This is a genomic window from Allokutzneria multivorans (assembly GCF_039537405.1).
Classification (GTDB): domain Bacteria; phylum Actinomycetota; class Actinomycetes; order Mycobacteriales; family Pseudonocardiaceae; genus Allokutzneria; species Allokutzneria multivorans.
Genome location: NZ_BAABAL010000006.1, coordinates 366,819 through 386,087, shown reverse-complemented (window position 1 = coordinate 386,087; position 19,269 = coordinate 366,819). Strand labels below are relative to the sequence as shown.

Here is a 19,269-nt window from a genome sequence, read left to right as displayed (position 1 = left end):
TCCCGGTCGGATCAGCGGAGGAAGTCGGGGAGCCAGTCATCGTCGAAGTGGATGAGGACCAGGGCCTGGTCGTCGTGGAGCTTGGGGCGGGGCCAGCGCTTGCCGTCGGGGTCGGTGGCCTCGGCCTTGCGGACGGCGTCGAGCACGGAGTGCAGGCCCTCGTCGGAGGCCTGGTCGAGCAGGGCGGTCCAGTCGGCGAACAGGCCGTAGTCGTCGACGCCGCAGGAGACGCCGTCGCTGGCCATGATGACGCTCTGCACCTGGTCTCGTGGCCAGCCGGCGCGAATGGCCTGGCGGGCGGCGGCGGGATCGGCCTCGGCCACCCAGAAGCCGCCCTCGCGGTTGCGCCACGCGCCGACCTCGGCGGCTGAGGAACGCAGCAGCTCCAGGTGTTCCTCGCCGTAGCCGCCGCCCTCGCGCAGGTGCTCGCGGTGGCTGCTGCTCGGCCGGGGCAGGTTGGCCAGGCGCGTGTCGTTGACGACGTGCACGTCACCGATGGTGAACGCGACGACGGGGCTGTCGGCGAGGACGAGCGAGTCGACGTGGTCGTCGGTCCAGCGCACGATGGCGACGGTGCTGGACGGTGAGCTGCCCGGCTTGAGCTCGTAGTCCTCGGCCATGGTGCCGATCGCCGTCTCCAGCACCTCGGCGAGGTCGGCCTCGGGGTCCTTGTTCAGCCCGCGGCGCAGGTAGTCGCCGAGGCACTCGGCGTACCAGCCGCCGGAGCGGGCGCGTGGTTGCAGCGTGGTGGCACCGTCGAGCAGGACGACGGCGTGGGGCAGGACGACGATCTGGTCCTCGTTGGCGCGCACGCCGCCGTCGATGCGGACGCCAGCGCGCTCTGCCATGTCGATCAGCGGCACGCTTCCGACAGTAGAGGTCCGAACCGACAAAGAAGATCTACGACGGCGTTTGCACCCGGGTGGGCGCACGCAATGCCACGGATGGCAGAAAGGCCTGCACGACGGGTCCCATGGCCAGCGCGTAGACCACGGTGCCGATGCCGACGGTTCCGCCGAGCAGCCAGCCCAGCGCGAGCACGGCCAGCTCGATCCCGGTCCGCACCAGGCGGATCGACCAGCCCGTTCGCGCGGTGATGCCGGTCATCAGGCCGTCGCGCGGGCCGGGGCCGAGCCGGGCGCCGATGTAGACCGCGCAGGCGAAGCCGTTGATCACGACGCTGGCCAGCATGGCGAAGATCTGCAGCGGCAGGCCGTGCAGCGCGGGCACCAGGGCGAGCGTGGCGTCCACCGCGAGTGCGATCACCACCACATTGGCCACGGTGCCGATGCCTGGCATCTGCCGGAGGGGTAACCAGGCCAGCAGGACGACGGCCCCGGTGAGCGCGGTGATGGTGCCGAAGCTCAGCCCGATCCGGTTGGTCAGGCCCTCGTGCAGGACGTCCCACGGGTCGAGCCCCATGCCCGCGCGCACCATCAGCCCCATGCTCGCCCCGTACAGCGCGAGGCCGGCGAAGAGCTGGGTGAAGCGCCGGAGCGGTCGGTCGGAGAGCGGGAGCGGACTCAGGTTCACAGCGGCCATGCACTCATCCTGAGGACTGATTGGCCTTTACTTCGAGGGCCAATACTGAACAATTGGCCGCATGACCTCCACTCTGCCTGCGGGAAGCCGGATCTCCGGTCCGCGTCTGGCCTCCTTCCTCGGCTCGTGGCGCCGCCCGGACGGCCGGGGAGCCGCGGTGGACCTCGCCGCAGCGCTGCGCGTGCTCTTCCTGGACGGACGCCTGCCGGTGGGGACCCGCTTGCCTGCGGAGCGGGAGCTGGCCGAGGCGCTGGGCGTCAGCCGCACGATGGTCACCACGGCCATGGACTCGCTGCGCGAGAACGGCATGGTGGCGAGCAGGCGCGGCGCGGGCTCGTGGATCTCCGTGCCGGGCAAGGAACCGGACCGGACCGGGTGGTCGCTCCACCCGCCCTCGACCGTCATCGACATGGCGCACGCGTCACCGTTCGCGCCGCCCGGACTGGCGGCGGCTGTCGACCGGGCTCGGCTGCGCCTGCCGGAGCTGCTCAACAGCCACGGCTACCAGTCCTTCGGCCTGCCGGAGCCGCGCGAGCTGATCGCGCGCCGCTACACCGAGCGCGGGCTGCCGACGACGCCGGACCAGGTCATGATCACCAACGGGGCGCAGCACGCGCTGACGCTGGCGCTGCGGCTGCACGTCGGACCGGGGCAGCGGGTCCTGGTGGACAACCCGACCTACCCGACCGCCGTCGACGGCATCCGCGCGGCGCACGCGCTGCCCGTCGCGGTGCCGTTGGACCGGGACGGCTGGGACCTGGACAGCGTGGAGGCGACGCTGCGCCAGGCCGCGCCCCGGCTGGCCTACTTCGTCGTGGACTTCCAGAACCCCACGGGCCTGCGGATGTCCGCGCCGGACCGGGAGCGGCTCGCGCACGCGCTGCGCAGGGCGAGGACGCTGGCCGTGGTGGACGAAACCCTCGTCGAGCTGGACCTGGAGGGCGACCCGGTGGACGCGCCGCCGCCGCTGGCCGCCTTCGCCGAGGACTGGGTGATCCTGGCAGGCTCGGCGAGCAAGGCGTACTGGGGCGGCTTGCGGATGGGGTGGTTGCGCGCGCCCGCGGAGCTGGTGCACCGGCTCGGCGAGTCGCGACCGTCGATGGACCTGGGCTCGCCGGTGTTCGAGCAGCTGGTGCTCGCGGAACTGCTGGCCGACGGCGAAGCCATCCTGGCGCCGCGCCGCGAGGAGTTCGCGCGGCGCAGGGACTTCATGGTCGAACTGCTGGCGGAGCACTGTCCGGAGTGGACGGTGAACCGGCCGCCGGGCGGGTTGAACCTGTGGTGCGACTTGGGAAAGCCGCTGAGCACACAGCTCGCGATGGCCGTCGGGAGGCATTCGGTCCAGGCCGTTCCCGGGTCCCGGTTCGCCGCGCACGGCGGGCTGGAGCAGTGGATGCGGCTGCCGTACACACTGCCGGATGACCAGCTCGCCGAAGCTGTGCGGCGCATCGGAGCCGCGTGGAGCGGGCTCGCCGACCCAGTTCCTCCGGGACACGGGATCGCTTGAGCTACAAGAGGATCTGGCTCACGGTGTGGATCAGCAGCCCGGCGAGCGCGCCGACCACCGTCCCGTTGATCCGGATGAACTGGAGGTCGCGGCCGACCTGGAGCTCGATCTTGCGCGAAGCCTCCTCGGCGTCCCAGCGCTGCACGGTCTCGGTGATCAGGCCGCCGATCTCGTCGCGGTAGTTGATCACCACGTACATCGCGGCGCCTTCGAGCCAGCCCTCGGCCTTGGCGCGCAGCGCGGCATCGGAGGCCAGCCGGTCGCCGAGCTTGAGCAGGCCGTCGCGCATCCGCCTGCGCAGCTCGCTGGACGGGTCCTCGGCCGCCGCCAGGATCATCTTCTTCGCCGCGCCCCACGCGGAGCCGGTGAGCCGCTGCGCGTCCGGGTGCGCGAGCACCTGCTGCTTGACCTGCTCGGCGCGGGCCATGGTCGCCGGATCGTTGCGCAGGTCGTCGGCGAACTCGGTGAGGAAGCGGTCGATCGCCTGGCGCATCGGGTGTTCCGGGTCGGCCTGCACCTTCGCGGTGAACTTCAGCAGCTCCTTGTTCACCCGTTCCGCGAGGATGCTGTCCATGAACTTCGGCGACCAGCTCGGCGCGCGGTCGCTGACCAGCTTCGACACCGCGTCGGGGTGCTCGCGCACCCACTCGTGCGCGCGGTCGCAGAGCAGGTCGACCAGCCGGTGGTGGGTGCCGTCGGCGAAGAGCTGACCGAGCAGCCTGCCCAGCGGCGGCCCCCACTCGCGGTCGGTGAGCTTGCGCACGACGGCCTGCTCCAGCACCGCCTGCACGTCCTCGTCGCGCAGCACCGCCACCGCGCCGCGCACGATCGTCGCGGCCTCCTCGGTCACGCGGTCGGCGTGCTCCGGCTCGGACAGCCACTCGCCGAGCCGGGCCGCGAAGCCGACGCGCCGCAGCTTGTCCCGCACCACGTCCTCGGAGAGGAAGTTCGACTCGACGAAGGTGCCGAGGTTGCGGCCGAGGTCGTCCTTGCGGGTCGGGATGATCGCCGTGTGCGGGATCGGCAGCCCCAGCGGACGCCGGAACAGCGCGGTCACGGCGAACCAGTCGGCGAGCGCGCCCACCATCCCGGCTTCCGCCGCCGCGCGGACGTAGCCGACCCAGCCCGGTGCGCCGAGCGACTCCTGCCAGCGCGTCACGGCGAAGATCAGCGTCGCGCCGAGCAGGAAGCACAGCGCCACCACCTTCATCCGGCGTAGGTCGCGGAGCTTCTCTTGCTCTCGGGGAGTCAGCGTCGCCACCCCTCGATTGTTACCGGTGTTTGGCCCAGGGGCGTTGAACGAGCAGGATCGGGGCCGTGGCTAATCGTGCTCTCGTCTCCCGGCTCCAGCCGTTCACCTCGACGATCTTCGCCGAGATGACCGCACTCGCCCAGCGCACCAGCGCGGTCAACCTGGGCCAGGGCTTCCCGGACACCGACGGTCCGGCGTCGATGCTCGAAGCGGCGCGGGCCGCCATCGCGAACGGGGTGAACCAGTACCCGCCCGGCCCCGGGATGCCCGAGCTGCGCACAGCCATCGCCGAGCACCGCACGCGCTACGGCACCGCCTACGACCCCGACACCGAGGTCCTGGTGACCGTCGGCGCGACCGAGGCGATCGCTTCCGCGCTGCTCGGCCTCGTCGAGCCGGGGGACGAGGTCGTGCTGGTCGAGCCGTACTACGACTCCTACGCCGCCTCCGTCGCGCTGGCCGGTGCTGAGCGCAAGGTCGTCTCGCTGGTGCCGGACGGCGACCGGTTCGCGCTGGACCTGGACGGGTTGCGCGCGGCGATGGGCCCGCGCACCAAGGCGATCCTGGTCAACACCCCGCACAACCCGACCGGCACCGTCTACACCGCCGACGAGCTGGCCGAGATCGCCCGCCTGTGCCAGGAGCACGACGTCGTCGCGATCACCGACGAGGTCTACGAGCACCTGCTCTTCGACGGCAGGCAGCACACGCCGCTCGCGACGCTGCCCGGGATGGCCGAGCGCACGCTGACGATCTCCAGCTCCGGCAAGACCTTCAGCGCCACCGGCTGGAAGGTCGGCTGGATCTGCGGTCCCGCCGAGCTGGTCGGGGCCGCCCGCGCCGCCAAGCAGTTCCTCACCTTCGTCGGCAGCGGCCCGTTCCAGCCCGCCGTCGCGCACGCGCTGCGCACGGAGCTGGACTGGGTCGAGGCGCAGCGCCTTGCCTTGCAGGACAAGCGCAACCGGCTCTCCGCAGGGCTGGCGGAGGCGGGCTTCGGCGTGCACGCGAGCGAGGGCACGTACTTCGTCTGCGCCGACGTGCGCCCGCTCGGCTTCGAGGACGGCTACGAGCTGTGCCGCGCCCTGCCCGAGCGCATCGGCGTCGCCGCGGTGCCCGTGCAGGTCTTCACCGACAACCAGGAGAACTGGCGGCACCTCGTGCGCTTCGCCTTCAGCAAGCGCGACGAGGTGCTGGACGAGGCCGTGCGCCGTCTGCACAAGCTCGCGTCCTGATCAGCGCTGAGTCCTCGCGAGCTTGCGCCGCAACGCGTGCAGGCACCGCAGGCGCATCGGTCCGATGCTGCTCTCCGCTACGCCCAGCTCCCGTGCGAGCTGGGCGTAGCTGGTCTCCGGGTGGAACGCCAGCACCCACAACACGCGCTGGCACCGCTGCGGCAGGTCCGCGAACGCGCGCCACAGCTCCTTGCGCGCGGCCGCGCTGAGCAGCTGCTCCTCCGGTCCGCCTTCGGGCACCGCGCGGTCCAGCAAGGGCGGCTCGCACGGCATCTCCCTGCGGCGCTCGGCGAGCAGCCGCAGGGACTCGCGGCGGGCCGTGGTCGCCAGCCAGCCGGGCAGGCTCTCGGGATCGCGCACCGTGTCCAGCCGTTCCGCGAGCCGCAGCCAGGTCAACTGCGCGACGTCCGCGACGTCGGAGCTGCTCAGCCGATGTGATCGCGCCGTCGCCAGCACCAGGCGCTCGTAGCGGGCGACCAGCGCGCGCCACGCGGGCTCCTCCCCGGCCCTGGCCCCCGCGACCAGGTCCGCCGTGGTCTCGGCTGTGTCTTCTTCCCCGTCCACTGCTCCGTCCACAACGTTCCCCTTCGCGTGGTCGCCGGTGGTGGTGCCGAGCTATGTGACTCGCCAGTAACATCCGGCGGATCCGCCACTCGCCGGATCGGGTGGGCGTGACACGTCCGACGGGGCGCTCCGCGCACCCAATGGCCCAAGGCGACGCCGATGATCACGGCTCGATCGGGCAAACCGGGCCGCCGGGTGCCCCGGGGGAGACCGGTCAGTGCCTGAACCGCCCGGGAAAAGCCAGGTCGTGCGGTGAAACCCGAAAGATCGACCTTCGTCACTCTGCGTGTGAGGCCGGGTGCCGGGAGAGCGTGGGAGCGCGGCGGAACGCCAGGTGGCGGGGGTGCGTTACGCGTGCGCACCCGGCTCACTCGACCGAGTGGCGCCACGCACCGTCATCGCAGGCCAGCGGCCCGTCCCCGAGTGGAGCACCGAGCAGCCTTTCCGGGTGGTTAATTGCGGGTAGGCTCGCCAACGGCGCCGGGTGGAACAAACATGTCAATCGCAGCGGTTCCCGAGCGTGTTACGTCTTTGGTGATCGGCGGGTGGTGGTGACGGTGTCCAGCACCGGAACGGTGCGCAGCTGGGGAGAGAGGCTGCGCGCTGTTGCCGTACGGCTGGCCGTCACTGGTGGTCTTGCTGCGACCGCCTGGCTGGCCGTGGCCACCACCGCTACCGCCGACGAGGCGCCGGCCCGTGTCGACGTTCTGAGCCCGTCGGTCGTCTTGGAGCAGGGCCAGCGACCGGCGGATGCCGCGACGCCGGCCGGCGTCCTCGTCGAACCGGCCACCGCCAACGCCATCGCCAACACCACCGCGCACTCCGGCCCCGCCGCACGCCTCCGGGCCGCGAAGGCCGTCGAGCGCTCCGAATCCACGACTGCCACGACTGCCGCGGCTCCTGCCGCTGTCGTGCGCGGTGAACCCGGTGCGAACCACTCCGAGCTGCGCGATCTGATCAAGGATCTGCTGCGCCTGCGCATCGCCTCACCCGCCCCCGAGCCCGGTGAGGACCCCAGCGCGGGGCTGACCCGGCCGCTTCCCGAGCCCGAGCTGCCGAACCTGCTCCCCGCCGGTCCGGAGCGACCGGCGCTGGGCAACCACTCCTCCGGCGAGGTCTCGGCCGAGCGGCCCAAACCGCTGCCCTGGCCCGGCGGCCCGGTGACGCTGCCCGCCGCGGACGACCCGCCCGCGCAGGCCCCCGCCGACGAGGCGGGCACCTCGGCGCGGCACACCCACCACGTGAGCGCGCGTCCCGCGCCCGCTCGTGCCGGCCTCTCCCTCGGTGGCTCCGGTGACGCCAAGAAGGACGGCGTCCCCACGCTGCCGCACGAGGACACCAAGCCGAACCCCGTGCAGACCGGGACCTCGCCCACCAGCGGCAACGGCCTGGCCGAGAGCGGCCCGCAGCGCGGTGCCGCCGGTCTGCCCGCGCTGCTGCTCCCGCCGCCGGTCCTCTCGGTGACCGGTGTCGTCTACGGCGACGGCGTCGTGCCCGTCGCCGGTTTCCTGAGCCGTCCGGCCACGTCTCCGGACTGACCCCGCGACCGCTGGCGCGGTTGGGGTGTGCGCAGTTCGAGTTGATCTTGCTCATGCTTCGGCGCCGACCGTCTGTGCAACGGTCGTGACGCCCTTCCCGACCGGCGCGGCGCCCGCGGGTTCGCTCCGGAGGCTTACTGTCCTGAGCCCTTTCCGGAAGTCGGTTCCCCCGCCGACGAGCCCGTGGGCGCCCGCCCGGCCCCGGCCCTCCGCCTCGCGCGGACACCCCTCCCAGAACCACCCGATTCCGACCGACCGCGCCCGGCCGGGTCGGGTTTACAGCCCCGGCGTCGCGTTGCCCCCGCGACGTCGGGGCTTCTTACTGCCCGCGATCAGGCAAGCACCCCGCATCGGAGCAGGGGCACGATCTCGGTATGTCAGCGGTCCCGTGGGCCCAGGCTTGATCGTCGACAACTCGCCCGCCCGCCGCACTTGCCCCGGTTCACCTTCGAGCGCTCGGCGCTGGCCGCCCGCGCCGCGCTCGCGGGACCGTGGGGTTTGCGGCGGTTAACGATGATCGACAGGGGGGTTTGGTGGTCTTGAAGACACCCCAACCCCCGGTGGGCGCCGTGACAGGTCCTAGGCAGGCGCGCGGGCCGGGTCAGGTCTTGGCGCGCTCGCGGAAGGTGCGCGCCTTTTCGCGGTTGCCGCAGACGCGCATGGAGCACCAGGAGCGCGAGCGGTTGCGGGAGCGGTCGTAGAAGGCCCACTGGCAGGTGTGCGCCGGGCAGATCTTGAAGCGGTCCCAGTCGCCGACGACGGTCAGGCGAAGAGCGGCGGCCATGAACAGGCCCGCAGCGGTGGTGGGGGCGAGCACGGGGATGCCGGAGCGCAGTTCGGCGCGAAGGTCGACGGCGATGTCGGGGGCGTGCTCGCGTCCGGCGACGGCCTCGCGGAGGGCGTCGCGCAGCGGCCGGAGGTCGGCGGGGTCGCCGGGCTCGCCGATGTCGCGCTTGCGCGCCCAGAGCCGCCACTGCTCGACGTCGTCGAGGACGTCCGTGTGTTCCTCCTCGTCGCGGGTATTCAAGAACGCGAGCAGGAGGTCCACGTCGTGGTCGGTGTTCCAGGCGGTCACCCGTCCCACTCTACGACCGGGAACGGTTGCCGCCCGTGAGGCCGACCACCATACTGCGGACACTGGTTAGTAACTGTCGTTCAATTAACAGTGGTTACGCTTGGAGGAGTGGCGATGGCCGAGAACCGCGCCCTGCGACTGGAGACGGTCGTGCTGGACTGCCCGGAGCCGTTGGCGCTCGCGGAGTTCTACAACGACTTGCTGGGGTGGAACGGGGTCGAAGGGGACGATAGGTGGGCCTCGGTGACCGGGCCGGACGGGGCCAAGGTCTCCTTCCAACGCGATCCGGAGTTCCTCGCGCCGACCTGGCCCGAGGGGGAGCGGCCGCAGATGCTGCACCTGGACATCAAGGTCGAGGACATCGACGCGGAGCACGACCGAGTCGTCTCGGTGGGCGCGAAGCCGCTCGGCGCCGATTCGCCGGAGCGCGGGTTCCGGGTCTACGCGGATCCGGCCGGGCACCCGTTCTGCCTGGTGACGTGAGCTGGTGCACTGGGCCGCCCGGCATGCGCTGACCCGGGCGACCCAGTCACACCGTCCACACGTCGGGGGGCACTGATGTCAGTGCGGACGGTATGCACCGGCGCCTCACGGATGCGGCTTCAGAGCCGGACAACCCGAAGAGGCGTAGTCCTTGTGGTACTCGAAATGCCACGGTTCGTTGGCATATCGGCGGCACCAGCCTAATGCTCCAGCGGTGCGCTCCAACCATGCTGCCGACGCACGGGGCTGCACGTCCACTGCGAGCCCGCTCACATGCAAAGATTTAGCGGGCGGTAACACGTACTTCTCGGCGAGCGAACGGTCCCCGCCGTAGCGCTCCAGTGCCTCGTCGAACTCCGCTTTCTGCTGCGCGACAGAGCGTTTCGCCTCGTGCGCGCACAGCGTGACGCCCTTCGAGGTGGCCTCCTCCTTGGCCTTGGTCCACGCCTGGGCGGCCGAGGACGTCATGCCCGAGGTGTCCTTGTCGTGGTAGCTCGGATCGACGGTGCAGGCGCCCTTGGTGGTCTTGCCCTCCTTCTCGCCCTTGGGTGCGCTCGCCCCGCCTTCCGGGGGCACGTAGGTGATCGCGGGCGGCGGCTCGGGAGGCATGGCGCGGGCGGCCCTGCTGTCCAGCTGCGTGCGCGTTCGCTCTGGTCCCGCGCCTGTGTCCGCCCCGATGGACATCGTGCCGAGCGCGCTGATCAGCACACCGACGAGGGCGCCTGCGGCGACCAGTCCGACGGTTCTCTGCACTTCGCGCTCCCAGGTTTCGACTGCTTCTCAACCGGATACGGCCGACCCCTTTCCGGCGTTGCACGAGGGCGCGAGGGCCACATCAGGGAAATCGATGTCTCGCGCTATACACTCGGTGTACAGTCCGCTCCATGTCAGTGGGGCACACGTTGCTGGGCTTGTTGGAGAAGGGTCCACGGCACGGCTACGACCTGAAGCGCGCCTACGACGAGCGGTTCGGGCACGACCGCCCGCTGCACTACGGCCAGGTCTACTCGACCCTGTCCCGCCTGCTGCGCAACGGTCTCGTGCAGGTGGACGGCACCGAGGCGGGCGGAGGGCCGGAGCGCAAGCGCTACGCGATCACCGACGCGGGCGTCACCGACGTGGACGAGTGGCTCGGCACCCCGGAGAAACCCGAGCTGTACCTGCAGAACACCTTGTACGCCAAGGTGGTTCTCGCGCTGATGTCCGGTCGCGGCGCGCAGGGCGTTCTCGACACGCAGCGCGCGGAGCACCTGCGGCTCATGCGCGTGCTGACCAGGCGCAAGGCCGAGGGAGACCTCGCCGAGCAGCTCGTGTGCGACCACGCCCTGTTCCACCTCGAAGCCGACCTCCGCTGGCTGGAGCTGACTGCGGCGCGGCTCGACGAGCTGAGGGAGGCCGGAGCGTGAGTGAACTGCTGGTGGCGAAGAGCCTCGCGAAGTCCTTCGGGAAGACGGCCGCGCTGGTCGACGCGAGCCTGTCGGTGCGCGCGGGGGAGCTGGTGGCGGTCATGGGGCCGTCCGGTTCCGGGAAGTCCACGTTGCTGCACTGCCTCGCGGGCATCCTCAAGCCCGACGCGGGCGCGGTGACCTACCGGGGCGCCGAGCTGTCGGCGATGTCTGACAGTGAGCGAAGTGCTTTGCGCCGCAACGACTTCGGCTTTGTCTTCCAGTTCGGTCAGCTCGTTCCCGAACTGACCTTCCTGGAGAACGTCGCGCTGCCGCTGCGCCTCGGCGGGACGCGCAGGGCCGAGGCCGAGCGCGTGGCGGCGCAGTGGCTGGACCGCTTGGAGGTCGCGGACATCGCTGCGAAGCGGCCCGGGGAGGTATCCGGAGGTCAGGGTCAGCGGGCCGCCGTGGCGCGGGCACTGGCCACCACGCCGAAGGTGCTCTTCGCCGACGAACCCACCGGCGCGCTGGACTCGCTGAACGGCGAGCGCGTGCTCCGGCTGCTCTTCGAGGCGGCCAAGCAAGCCGGTGCCGCGGTCGTGATCGTCACGCACGAGCCCCGGGTGGCGGCCTACGCGGACCGCGAGGTCGTCGTGCGGGACGGGCGCACGCAGGACGCCGAGCTCGTCGCGTGAGCTTGGGACGGACCGGGCGGTGCTTCGCTGACTTCGCGCTCGGGGCGCGGCTCGCGGTCGCGGGCGGCCGGGGCTCGGTGGTGCGCCTGGTGTGGATCACGGTCGGCATCGGGCTCGGCGTTGCGGCCCTGCTCGTCGCCGCCTCCGCGAGCGCGGTGCTGAACTCCCACGAGGAGCGCACGCACGCCCGCGCGATCGACTCCTCCGCCATCGCGCTGCAGCCGGTTCCGGGAGTCAGCCCGCTGTACAGCTCCTACATCAGCACGGAGTTCGCCGGGCGGCGCTTCGGCGGGGCGATGCTCTTCGCGGACGGGCCGAACCCGCCGAGGATTCCCGGCGTCGACGTGGTGCCGAAGCCGGGCGAGGTCGTGCTCTCGCCGGCACTGCGCGACCTCCTCGCCGACCAGAGCGGAGAGTTGCTGCGGCCGAGGTTCCCCCAGCGCGTCGTCGGGCTCATCGGGGACGAGGGGCTGAGCGGCCCTTCGGAGCTGCACTTCTACGTCGGTGTCGAGCGCGCCGAGCTGCCCGAAGGGGTCGTCGGGGCCTACGTCGTCGGCGTTCCCGTCGGGGAGCTGTACTTCAACCCGTTGCTGGTGCTGCCGGCCGTCATAGCCACGGTGGTGCTGTTCGTCCCGGTGGTGGTGTTCGTGGCGGGCACCGCGCGGCTGTCGGCCTCGGCGCGGGACCGCAGGCTCGCCGCACTGCGGCTGATCGGCGCGGACAGCGGTCAGGTCAGGCGGATCGCTGCGGGGGAGTCGCTCGTCGGTGCGCTGGCCGGGCTCGTCGTCGGTGCGGGGTTCTTCTCCGGCGGGCGCGAGCTCGTCGACCGGGTCTCGCCGTTCGGCGTGAGCGTCTTCGCGCGGGACATCCGGCCGTCGATCCCGCTGGCGCTGCTGGTGTTCGCGGTGGTCCCGGTGATCGCCGTCTGGGCGGCCCTGTTCGCCTTGCGCAGCACGCTGATCGAGCCGCTCGGCGTCCGCCGGGGCGTTGGCGGGCCTCCGCGCAGGCTGTGGTGGCGGCTGTTGCCCGTCCTGGCCGGGGTCGCGCTGTTGGCGGGGCAGCACCGGGGCATGGCGTCGGAGGCCCGCCCGGCGCTCGTGGTGCTCGGGGTCGTGCTGATCCTGGCCGGCATGCCGATGGTGTTGCCGTGGCTGCTCGAACGCTGCGCCGGGCGGTCGCGGGGAGGGCCGCTGTCCTGGCAGCTCGCGATGCGGCGGATGGAGGCGCACGGCGGTGCCTCGTGGCGGATCGTCGGCGGGTTCACGGCGTTGCTGGCCGGTGGGATCGCGCTCCAGGCGCTGCTGCTGACCGTCGATCCGATGCGCCACAACGAGTACCTGGACCGGGCCGACGATCGCGATCGGGCGTGGACGGCCACCTCCGACGCGGAGTCGGCGCGGGTGCTGGCCGAGCGGTTGCGCGCGACTCCTGGGGTGGCGCGCGTGGTCTCCTACGACGTGGTCTACACGCGGCAACCGTTGCGCGAGTTCGGTTCCCTTGAGCTGATCGTCGCGCCGTGCCCCGCGTTGCGCGAGCTGACGCCGATCGCGAACTGCACGGACGGCGACGTCTTCGCCTACCCCGACCGCGACGGCGAGAACGTGCGGGTGCCAGTCGGCACGGAGTTCGCGCTGGACGCCGATTCAGCGCGCGCGGCCCAGGTGAGCTGGAGGTTTCCCGAGCACGTCCGCCCCGTCGCTCGGCCCGCCGCACACCTGAGGTGGATCGGGCCGGGCCTGCTGCTCACCCCTGCGGCGATCGGGGGCGCGGTGCCCGAACTCCAGCACCAGGTGTCCGTCTGGCTCAGCGGGCACGATTCCCTTGCGCTGGAACAGATTCGCAACGTGATCGGGCTGACGCGGCAGTTCGCGCTGCCCACGCTGGCGATGACGGCCAGCGACTCCGAGCGGACCTACGCGGCGATCCGGGGGCTCGTCACGGTGAGTTCGGCGGTGACGCTCGGGCTGGCCGCCGGCGGGCTGCTGGTGGTGGCCTTCGAGCACGTCAGGCAGCGCAGGCGGCAGTTCGCGGTGTTGGCGGCGACCGGAGTGCCGTACTCGACGCTCGCGCTGTCGGTGCTGTGGCAGAACGCCGTGCCGGTGCTCCTGGGGACGGGAGGGGCGCTGGTGTGCGGTCTGGGGCTGGCGGTGCTGGTGCTGAACACCACGCCGATGCCGCAGCACTACGACTGGGAGGGGATCGCGACGATGGGCGTCGCGGCCGTGCTCGCCGTGCTGCTGGCCACGGTGTTGACGCTGCCGCAGCTGCGCCGCGCGATGCGGCCGGAGGGCCTGCGCACCGAATGATGCACTTCCATGCAGATAAATTCGGTGAATTCTGGGAGAAAGACCAGACCCGGGTGGCCGGATCAGATGATGAATTCGAGGATGTCCATGATGAAGCTGTCGCCATCGTCGCGCTTGCGCTTCCCGCCGTCGTCCTCGCGCCTGCTCCTGTGGTACGTGCTCGACGCCCTGACCAGCTGTTCCAGCTCTCCCCGGTCGAGGTAGAGGCCCTGGCAGCCCCGGCACTGGTCGACGTGCACGCCGTTGCGCTCGTAGGTCACCAACACGTCGCTGCATTTCGGGCAGATCATGGGCTGGAGATTACGCGGATTCGAGTTCCCAGTGCTGTCCACCGGACGGCTCATCGAGCCAGATCCACTGGCCGTCCGAGTCGATGGTGAGCCGGAACTGTTCGCGCCGGGGTTCGCCGAGCTCGCGCCAGCGCTCGTAGGCGTGCTCGGTCTCGTCCCACAGCCGCCGGGGCCCGCCCTGCTCGACGTGGTGGCGCCCGCGCTCGGAGATGTGCCGGACCCACGAGCCGTCGGGGTGCAGCAGCCAGTTCTGCCTCGCGTCGCCCTCGGTCACGCCGGTGGCGGGCCGCACGCCCGGCAGCGCGAGACCGGCGAAGAACTCGAACGCGCTGCTCGGGCTGGTCACCACGTTCATGCCGAGTTTCGTCGGCGACGCGGGGGCAGGGGACTCACCGATGGCGCGCAGCAGCTCGGCCAGCTCGGGGCCGCGATGGGCGCGCAGCGGCATGAACCGGCCGTCCGCCGGGAGCACGCTGCCCTCGCCGGTGCTGTTGCGACCCGCCCTGACCCGCACGAGCCCGGCGCCGAGCGGCCGGTGCAACGTGGTGACGACGAGGCCGCCGACCACGGTCTGGGCCAGCCAGGGCAACGGGATCCGGGCGACCGAGCAGGTGGCGAGCACCCGGTCGTAGGGCGCGGTCGGCGCGTAGCCCGCCGCGCCGTCGGAGGTGGACACTGTCGGGCGGTAGCCCGCGCGCTCCAGGTTGGCCGCCGCCCTGCGCAGCACGAGCGGATCGACGTCCACAGTGGACACGTTGCGCTGACCGAGCCGGTGGCACAGCAGCGCCGCGTTGTAGCCGGTCCCGGTGCCGACCTCCAGCACCTTCTCGCCGCCCCGGATCTCTAGTGCCTCCAACATGATCGCCATGATCGTCGGCATGCTGGAGGAGGAGGTCGCGGTGCCGGGGGTGCGGCCCTGCTGCCTGGCGGTGGCCCAGCGGCGCTCGTCGCAGTCGAGCTGGGTCACCCACACCCAGTCCGAGTAGACCAGGTCGAGCCACTCGTGATCGGAGTCGGCGACCGCCGTCCAGCCGCCGTCCGGGTGCGGCTTGAAGAAGCGGGACAGGAACACGTGCCTCGGCACCTGCTCGAAGGCCGTGCGCCAGCGCGGATCGGCGACCGCGCCCTGGCTCGCGAGCATCGCGGCCATCCGGTTGCGCAGCCGTTGTGCCTTGCGCTTGCTCACTTCGCCCATGGCGCACCTCGTCAATCACGGTAACCCGAGGTGGGCCGTGGCGCCTTCAGCCGAACAGGGCAGCTCCAGCGGCCACTCCGCCCGCCGCCGAGAGCACGCCGAGCACGGTGCTGCCGACGACGTTGAGCAGCGCGGCCCGGCGCCGACCGCTCCTGAGCAGCTCCACGGTCTCGTGGCCGAAGGTCGAGTACGTGGTCAGCGCGCCGCACAGGCCGGTGCCGAGCAGCGCCATGCCGGGCGTTGCCACGGCGGCCCCGGTGAGCACGCCGAGCACGAACGAGCCGATCACGTTGACCGCGAAGATGCCGCGCGTGCCGAAGCGCTGGGCGGCGAGGTAGCGCAGCGGCGCGCCGACTCCGGCGCCGAGCGCGACGAGGAGGGCGTTCACCTGACCAGCCTCGCTCCCAGGACCACGGCGCCGAGCGCGGCGAAGAGCGTGCCGAGGACGTAGAGCCCGGCGATCACGAAGTGCCCGCCCGCGAGCAGGTGCTCGGTCTCCACGGTGTAGCCGGAGAACGTGGTGAAGCCGCCGAGGACGCCGGTGCCGAGCAGCGGCCTGCGCAGGCCCTTCGCGGGCAGTGCCATCAGCGCGCCGATGAGCAGGCAGCCGAGCACGTTGATGCCGAAAGTGGCCCAGGGGAACCCGTCGCGGGGAACGTCGACTGCCAGGCTCACGCCGTGTCTGGCGAGGGCGCCGATGACGCCGCCCGCCGCGACCGCTAGCACTGCCGGGGCCTGTTCTCGCACGTCACGACCGTAGTCCGGTCCAGTGTGGGCAAGGCCACCACCCTCCTGCAAGCGCTTTGCTTGCAACAGCTAGCACCCGTGCGTACTGTCGGGTAACAGCGAGAGGAGGTGGCCGGATGAGCCGGGTCGAAAAAGCCGTCAGCGACGTCAACGAAGCCGTTGTCGGCACGGTCCGCGACATCGGTGAGTACATCCGGACGCAGCGCTCCAGCGCGCAGATCTCCCTGCGCCAGCTGGCCAAGCAGGCCGGGGTGTCCAACCCCTACCTGAGCCAGATCGAGCGGGGACTGCGCAAGCCGAGCGCGGAGATCCTGCAGCAGATCGCCAAGGGGCTGCGGATCTCGGCCGAAGCGCTCTACGTGCAGGCCGGAATCCTCGAGGAGCGGGAGAGCGGTGCCGTCGTGGACGCCGTGCTCGCCGACTCCGAACTCACCGAGCGGCAGAAGCAGGTGCTGCTCGACGTCTACCAATCCTTCCGGCGGGAGAACCGCGCTTCACCGTCCACTTCGGACGGAGAAGGCGACCTGCCGACAGCGACTCGCGACAACTAAGGAGCAATACCGTGTCGACCACCACCCAGAACGTCCGCGAGCAGGCGAGCGCCGTCGTCACCACCGTGCTCGAGCAGGCCCGCACCCCGCTGCTCGCCGCGCTCGGCGCCGGTGACCTGGCCGCCAAGGCCGTCGCCGACGCGCTCGGCAAGGCCCGCGAGGCCGCCAAGGACGGCGCCGAGGCCGCCAAGTCCGCCGCCGACGAGCTGCCCAAGGACCTGACCGGCCTGCGCGCCAAGCTGGAGCCTGCCGAGCTGCGCAAGTACGTCGACGCCTACACCCAGGCCGCGCTGCAGCTCTACGGCTACCTCGCCGAGCGCGGCGAGGAGGCGCTGGAGACCCTGCGCAACACCCCGCAGGTGCAGAAGGCGCTGACCCAGGTCGAAGAGGGCACCAAGGTCGCCCAGGGCCGCGTCGAGGAGGTCGTCACCGACGTCCGCGAGCTGGCCGACGACGTGCTCGGCAAGGTCACCCGCCGCACCCGCTCCGCCGGTGAGAAGGCCGCGCAGGCGACCGAGCGCGTGGCCGAGGACGTGGCCGAGGCCGTCGTCGACGCCGGTGCCGAGGCCGCCGCCGCGACCCGCAGCACCACCCGCAAGGCCGCCAACCGCACCGAGGCCGCCAAGCCCGCCGCCGCGAAGAAGACCACCAAGAACTGACCTCCGGCGCGAACCCGTCAGGGCCCCTGATCACTCCCGTGGATCAGGGGCCCTGACGCGCTCGGGGGCTCCGGAACACCGGAACTGCCCGTACGCTGGGAGTCGTGCTGAGGCCAGACGTCATCATCCTGCTCGTCATCTACTGGGCGGCGATCCCGTTCGGGGTGTACGCGTTCGGCCACGCCCTCATGCAGCGTGCCGACGCCTTCACCGTCGCCGAGAAGCTGACCAAGCCCGCGTGGCTGGGCATCACCGGCGGCTCCACCGCAGCGCTGATCCTGTTCCAGCTCGGCGGGCCCGGGGCGCTCTTCTGGCTGCCCGCGCTGGTCGCGGTGCTGGTCTACATCGTCGACGTGCGCCCCAAGCTGGCCGAGGTCCAGCGCGGCCCGCGTTGGTGATCTGGCAGGCGCACGGCTGCGGGGACCCCGTCACCGTCGTCGTTCCCGGCCTCGGGACGACACCGGGCGAGGCGAGGCTGCCTGCTTCCGGCCTGCCCGGTACCCGCGTCGTGCTCACGCTTCCGGGGCACGGAGACGCTCCCGGCGCCCCGTCCGGGTACTGGCGCTACGAGCGCGTCGCCGACGACGTTTCAGCGGTTGCCTCGGAGGTGGGCGCCACCGCCGCCATCGGGACCTCGCTCGGCGCCGCCGCACTGATCAACCTCGTCGCGCGCGAGCCGGAGCGCTTCGACCGGCTCGCCCTGCTGCTGCCCGCCGCGCTGGCCGAGCCGCGCGGCGACCCCGACCTCCCGCTGCTCCGCCAAGCCGCCGCTGTGGCTCGTGGGGACCGTGCTGAGCTGCGTGAACTCATGCTGGAGCACCTTCCCCGGGGCGTGGAGCTCGGCGACTACGTGGACACCAGGATCGCCGCGCTGATGCGGCTCGGCGACGCGCTCGCCGCCCTTCCCGGCCAGGCCCCGCTGAGCGATCCCGCGCAGGTGGCGGCGGTGAAGGCGGACGTGCTGGTGATCGCGGCGACCGGCGACGGCCAGCACCCGCGCGAGGTCGGCGAGGCCGTCGCGGCGGCGTTCCCGCGCGGGCGGCTCGAAGTGCTGCCGACGCGGGCGCCGCTGCTCACCCACCGGCCCCGTGTGCGGGAGCTGCTCAGCGATTGGCTTGCCCGGCCGTCTCGTGGGTAGCCGAAGTGCATGGCCGAATACCTGAAGAGAATCGCGTTCATGGTGGCCGACGAGGGCATCGAGCAGGTCGAGCTGACCTCCCCGTGGCAGGCCGTGCTGGACGCCCCCGCCGAACCGCGACTGCTCGGCCCCGAGCTGGGCAGCGTGCGCGCTTTCAACCACCTGGAACCCGCCGACTCCTTCCCCGTCGACATCACCTTCGAGGAGGCCGTCGCCGCCGACTACGCGGGGCTCGTGCTGCCCGGCGGGGTGGCGAACCCGGACAAGCTGCGGATGAACCCGCACGCCGTGCGCCTGGTGAAGGAGTTCGTCGCCGCCGGCAAGCCGATCGCGGCGATCTGCCACGCGCCGTGGCTGCTCGTCGAAGCGGACGTCGTGCGCGGCAAGACGCTGACCTCGTTCCCGAGCCTCGCCACGGACATCCGCAACGCGGGCGCGACGTGGGTGGACGAGGAGGTCTTCGTCTGCGACCACAACGGGTGGCAGCTGATCACCAGCCGCTCGCCCAAGGACCTGGACGCCTTCAACGCCGCGATCCTGAAGGTGTTTAGCCTGGGCGCATGACCTGGACCATCGCCGGATCGCTCACCGTTCTGCCCGCCGCCGAGCACCCGGAGCTGCTCGCCGAGCCGGTCGCCAAGGCGCTCAGCGCGCTGTCCGACGCCGACCGCGACCGCGTCGGGGTCGCCGAGATCGACCCCGAGCTGGCCGACACGGCCGCGTTCTGCGAGAAGTACGGTTCGCCGCTGGACGCCTCGGCGAACTGCGTCGTGATCAGCGGCAAGCGCGGCGACACCGTGCGCTTCGCGGCGTGCCTGGTGCTGGCGACCACACGCGCCGACGTGAACGGCTTGGCGCGCAAGCGTTTGGAGGCGCGCAAGGCGTCGTTCGCGCCCATGGACGAGGCGGTCAGCCTGACCGGCATGGCCTACGGGGGAATCACTCCGGTGGGGCTGCCGGAGGGCTGGCCGATCCTGCTCGACTCCGTCGTGGCCGCAGCGCCCGAGCTGGTGATCGGCAGCGGTGTGCGCTCCAGCAAGCTCTTCATCCCCGGTGACGTGCTGGCCCGCCTGGCCGGTGCCGAGGTCGTGGAGGGCTTGGGGCGGTGAC

Annotated in this window: 23 protein-coding genes; 13 read left to right on the top strand and 10 right to left on the bottom strand. The window is 71.7% G+C overall.

Annotated elements, in window-relative coordinates:
• Positions 1 to 11: 11 nt before the first annotated feature.
• Entirely contained in the window at positions 12 to 848 is an 837-nt protein-coding gene (locus tag ABD798_RS11665) for a protein phosphatase 2C domain-containing protein (RefSeq protein WP_425549208.1), read from the bottom strand.
• A 52-nt stretch (positions 849 to 900) separates the two neighbouring features.
• Entirely contained in the window at positions 901 to 1,542 is a 642-nt protein-coding gene (gene yczE / locus ABD798_RS11660; RefSeq protein WP_344873663.1) for a membrane protein YczE, read from the bottom strand.
• Between the two features lie 61 nt (positions 1,543 to 1,603).
• Between yczE and yczR the strand changes: the two genes are divergently transcribed.
• The gene (gene yczR / locus ABD798_RS11655) at positions 1,604 to 3,049 is read left to right on the top strand and encodes a MocR-like transcription factor YczR (RefSeq protein ID WP_344873661.1); all 1,446 of its coding nucleotides are present in this window, start codon (positions 1,604 to 1,606) and stop codon (positions 3,047 to 3,049) included.
• 1 nt (position 3,050) lies between these two features.
• Here yczR and ABD798_RS11650 read toward each other — a convergent pair whose 3' ends face one another.
• Entirely contained in the window at positions 3,051 to 4,259 is a 1,209-nt protein-coding gene (locus ABD798_RS11650; RefSeq protein WP_344874004.1) for a DUF445 domain-containing protein, read from the bottom strand.
• A 107-nt stretch (positions 4,260 to 4,366) separates the two neighbouring features.
• Here ABD798_RS11650 and ABD798_RS11645 point away from each other — a divergent pair, with 107 nt between their 5' ends.
• The gene (locus ABD798_RS11645) at positions 4,367 to 5,533 is read left to right on the top strand and encodes a pyridoxal phosphate-dependent aminotransferase (RefSeq protein WP_344873659.1); all 1,167 of its coding nucleotides are present in this window, start codon (positions 4,367 to 4,369) and stop codon (positions 5,531 to 5,533) included.
• Here the strand turns inward: ABD798_RS11645 and ABD798_RS11640 are convergent, their stop codons facing one another.
• A complete protein-coding gene (locus ABD798_RS11640; protein ID WP_344873657.1) occupies positions 5,534 to 6,109 on the bottom strand; it encodes an RNA polymerase sigma factor in 576 nt (191 codons plus the stop codon).
• Positions 6,110 to 6,654: 545 nt separating this feature from the next.
• Between ABD798_RS11640 and ABD798_RS11635 the strand changes: the two genes are divergently transcribed.
• Positions 6,655 to 7,635: a hypothetical protein gene (locus ABD798_RS11635; RefSeq protein ID WP_344873655.1), complete on the top strand. Its 981-nt coding sequence runs from the start codon at positions 6,655 to 6,657 to the stop codon at positions 7,633 to 7,635.
• A 601-nt stretch (positions 7,636 to 8,236) separates the two neighbouring features.
• Here the strand turns inward: ABD798_RS11635 and ABD798_RS11630 are convergent.
• Positions 8,237 to 8,710 carry a CGNR zinc finger domain-containing protein gene (locus tag ABD798_RS11630; protein WP_344873653.1) on the bottom strand — a complete coding sequence of 158 codons (474 nt, stop codon included), beginning with the start codon at positions 8,708 to 8,710 and terminating at the stop codon, positions 8,237 to 8,239.
• A 114-nt stretch (positions 8,711 to 8,824) separates the two neighbouring features.
• Between ABD798_RS11630 and ABD798_RS11625 the strand changes: the two genes are divergently transcribed.
• Positions 8,825 to 9,193: a VOC family protein gene (locus ABD798_RS11625; RefSeq protein ID WP_344873651.1), complete on the top strand. Its 369-nt coding sequence runs from the start codon at positions 8,825 to 8,827 to the stop codon at positions 9,191 to 9,193.
• 105 nt (positions 9,194 to 9,298) lie between these two features.
• On the opposite strand, the gene ABD798_RS11620 is transcribed toward ABD798_RS11625, so the two are convergent.
• Entirely contained in the window at positions 9,299 to 9,946 is a 648-nt protein-coding gene (locus tag ABD798_RS11620; RefSeq protein WP_344873649.1) for a D-alanyl-D-alanine carboxypeptidase family protein, read from the bottom strand.
• A 131-nt stretch (positions 9,947 to 10,077) separates the two neighbouring features.
• Between ABD798_RS11620 and ABD798_RS11615 the strand changes: the two genes are divergently transcribed.
• Genes ABD798_RS11615 through ABD798_RS11605 form a run of 3 tightly spaced genes read left to right on the top strand, consistent with a single transcriptional unit; the run spans position 10,078 to position 13,579 of the window.
• Positions 10,078 to 10,599 (top strand): PadR family transcriptional regulator, encoded by a 522-nt coding sequence (locus tag ABD798_RS11615; RefSeq protein ID WP_344873647.1) that lies wholly within the window; start codon positions 10,078 to 10,080, stop codon positions 10,597 to 10,599.
• The gene (locus tag ABD798_RS11610) at positions 10,596 to 11,273 is read left to right on the top strand and encodes an ABC transporter ATP-binding protein (RefSeq protein WP_344873645.1); all 678 of its coding nucleotides are present in this window, start codon (positions 10,596 to 10,598) and stop codon (positions 11,271 to 11,273) included. The genes ABD798_RS11615 and ABD798_RS11610 overlap by 4 nt, the downstream gene beginning before the upstream one ends.
• Positions 11,270 to 13,579: an ABC transporter permease gene (locus ABD798_RS11605; protein ID WP_344873643.1), complete on the top strand. Its 2,310-nt coding sequence runs from the start codon at positions 11,270 to 11,272 to the stop codon at positions 13,577 to 13,579. The genes ABD798_RS11610 and ABD798_RS11605 overlap by 4 nt, the downstream gene beginning before the upstream one ends.
• Positions 13,580 to 13,641: 62 nt before the next feature.
• On the opposite strand, the gene ABD798_RS11600 is transcribed toward ABD798_RS11605, so the two are convergent.
• From ABD798_RS11600 to ABD798_RS11585, 4 genes are read right to left on the bottom strand one after another with little or no spacing between them, the layout of a single operon-like run.
• Positions 13,642 to 13,869 (bottom strand): TFIIB-type zinc ribbon-containing protein, encoded by a 228-nt coding sequence (locus ABD798_RS11600; RefSeq protein ID WP_344873641.1) that lies wholly within the window; start codon positions 13,867 to 13,869, stop codon positions 13,642 to 13,644.
• A gap of 10 nt (positions 13,870 to 13,879) precedes the next feature.
• Positions 13,880 to 15,064, bottom strand: a complete 1,185-nt coding sequence (gene tgmC, locus ABD798_RS11595; protein WP_344873639.1) for an ATP-grasp peptide maturase system methyltransferase — start codon at positions 15,062 to 15,064, stop codon at positions 13,880 to 13,882.
• 46 nt (positions 15,065 to 15,110) lie between these two features.
• On the bottom strand, positions 15,111 to 15,452 hold the full coding sequence (locus tag ABD798_RS11590; RefSeq protein ID WP_344873637.1) for a fluoride efflux transporter FluC: 342 nt from the start codon (positions 15,450 to 15,452) through the stop codon (positions 15,111 to 15,113).
• Entirely contained in the window at positions 15,449 to 15,811 is a 363-nt protein-coding gene (locus ABD798_RS11585; protein WP_344873635.1) for a fluoride efflux transporter FluC, read from the bottom strand. The genes ABD798_RS11590 and ABD798_RS11585 overlap by 4 nt, the downstream gene beginning before the upstream one ends.
• Before the next feature lie 116 nt (positions 15,812 to 15,927).
• Here ABD798_RS11585 and ABD798_RS11580 point away from each other — a divergent pair, with 116 nt between their 5' ends.
• From ABD798_RS11580 to ABD798_RS11555, 6 genes are all read left to right on the top strand, one after another.
• The gene (locus tag ABD798_RS11580; protein WP_344873633.1) at positions 15,928 to 16,362 is read left to right on the top strand and encodes a helix-turn-helix domain-containing protein; all 435 of its coding nucleotides are present in this window, start codon (positions 15,928 to 15,930) and stop codon (positions 16,360 to 16,362) included.
• Between the two features lie 11 nt (positions 16,363 to 16,373).
• Complete coding sequence (locus ABD798_RS11575; protein ID WP_344873631.1) at positions 16,374 to 17,021, top strand: hypothetical protein; 648 nt, start codon at positions 16,374 to 16,376, stop codon at positions 17,019 to 17,021.
• 104 nt (positions 17,022 to 17,125) lie between these two features.
• The gene (locus ABD798_RS11570; RefSeq protein WP_344873629.1) at positions 17,126 to 17,419 is read left to right on the top strand and encodes a DUF2516 family protein; all 294 of its coding nucleotides are present in this window, start codon (positions 17,126 to 17,128) and stop codon (positions 17,417 to 17,419) included.
• Positions 17,416 to 18,159: an alpha/beta fold hydrolase gene (locus ABD798_RS11565; protein ID WP_344873627.1), complete on the top strand. Its 744-nt coding sequence runs from the start codon at positions 17,416 to 17,418 to the stop codon at positions 18,157 to 18,159. The genes ABD798_RS11570 and ABD798_RS11565 overlap by 4 nt, the downstream gene beginning before the upstream one ends.
• 9 nt (positions 18,160 to 18,168) lie before the next feature.
• Positions 18,169 to 18,723, top strand: a complete 555-nt coding sequence (locus ABD798_RS11560) for a type 1 glutamine amidotransferase domain-containing protein (protein WP_344873625.1) — start codon at positions 18,169 to 18,171, stop codon at positions 18,721 to 18,723.
• Complete coding sequence (locus ABD798_RS11555; protein ID WP_086821928.1) at positions 18,720 to 19,268, top strand: YbaK/EbsC family protein; 549 nt, start codon at positions 18,720 to 18,722, stop codon at positions 19,266 to 19,268. The genes ABD798_RS11560 and ABD798_RS11555 overlap by 4 nt, the downstream gene beginning before the upstream one ends.
• The last annotated feature ends 1 nt before the right edge of the window (position 19,269 follow it).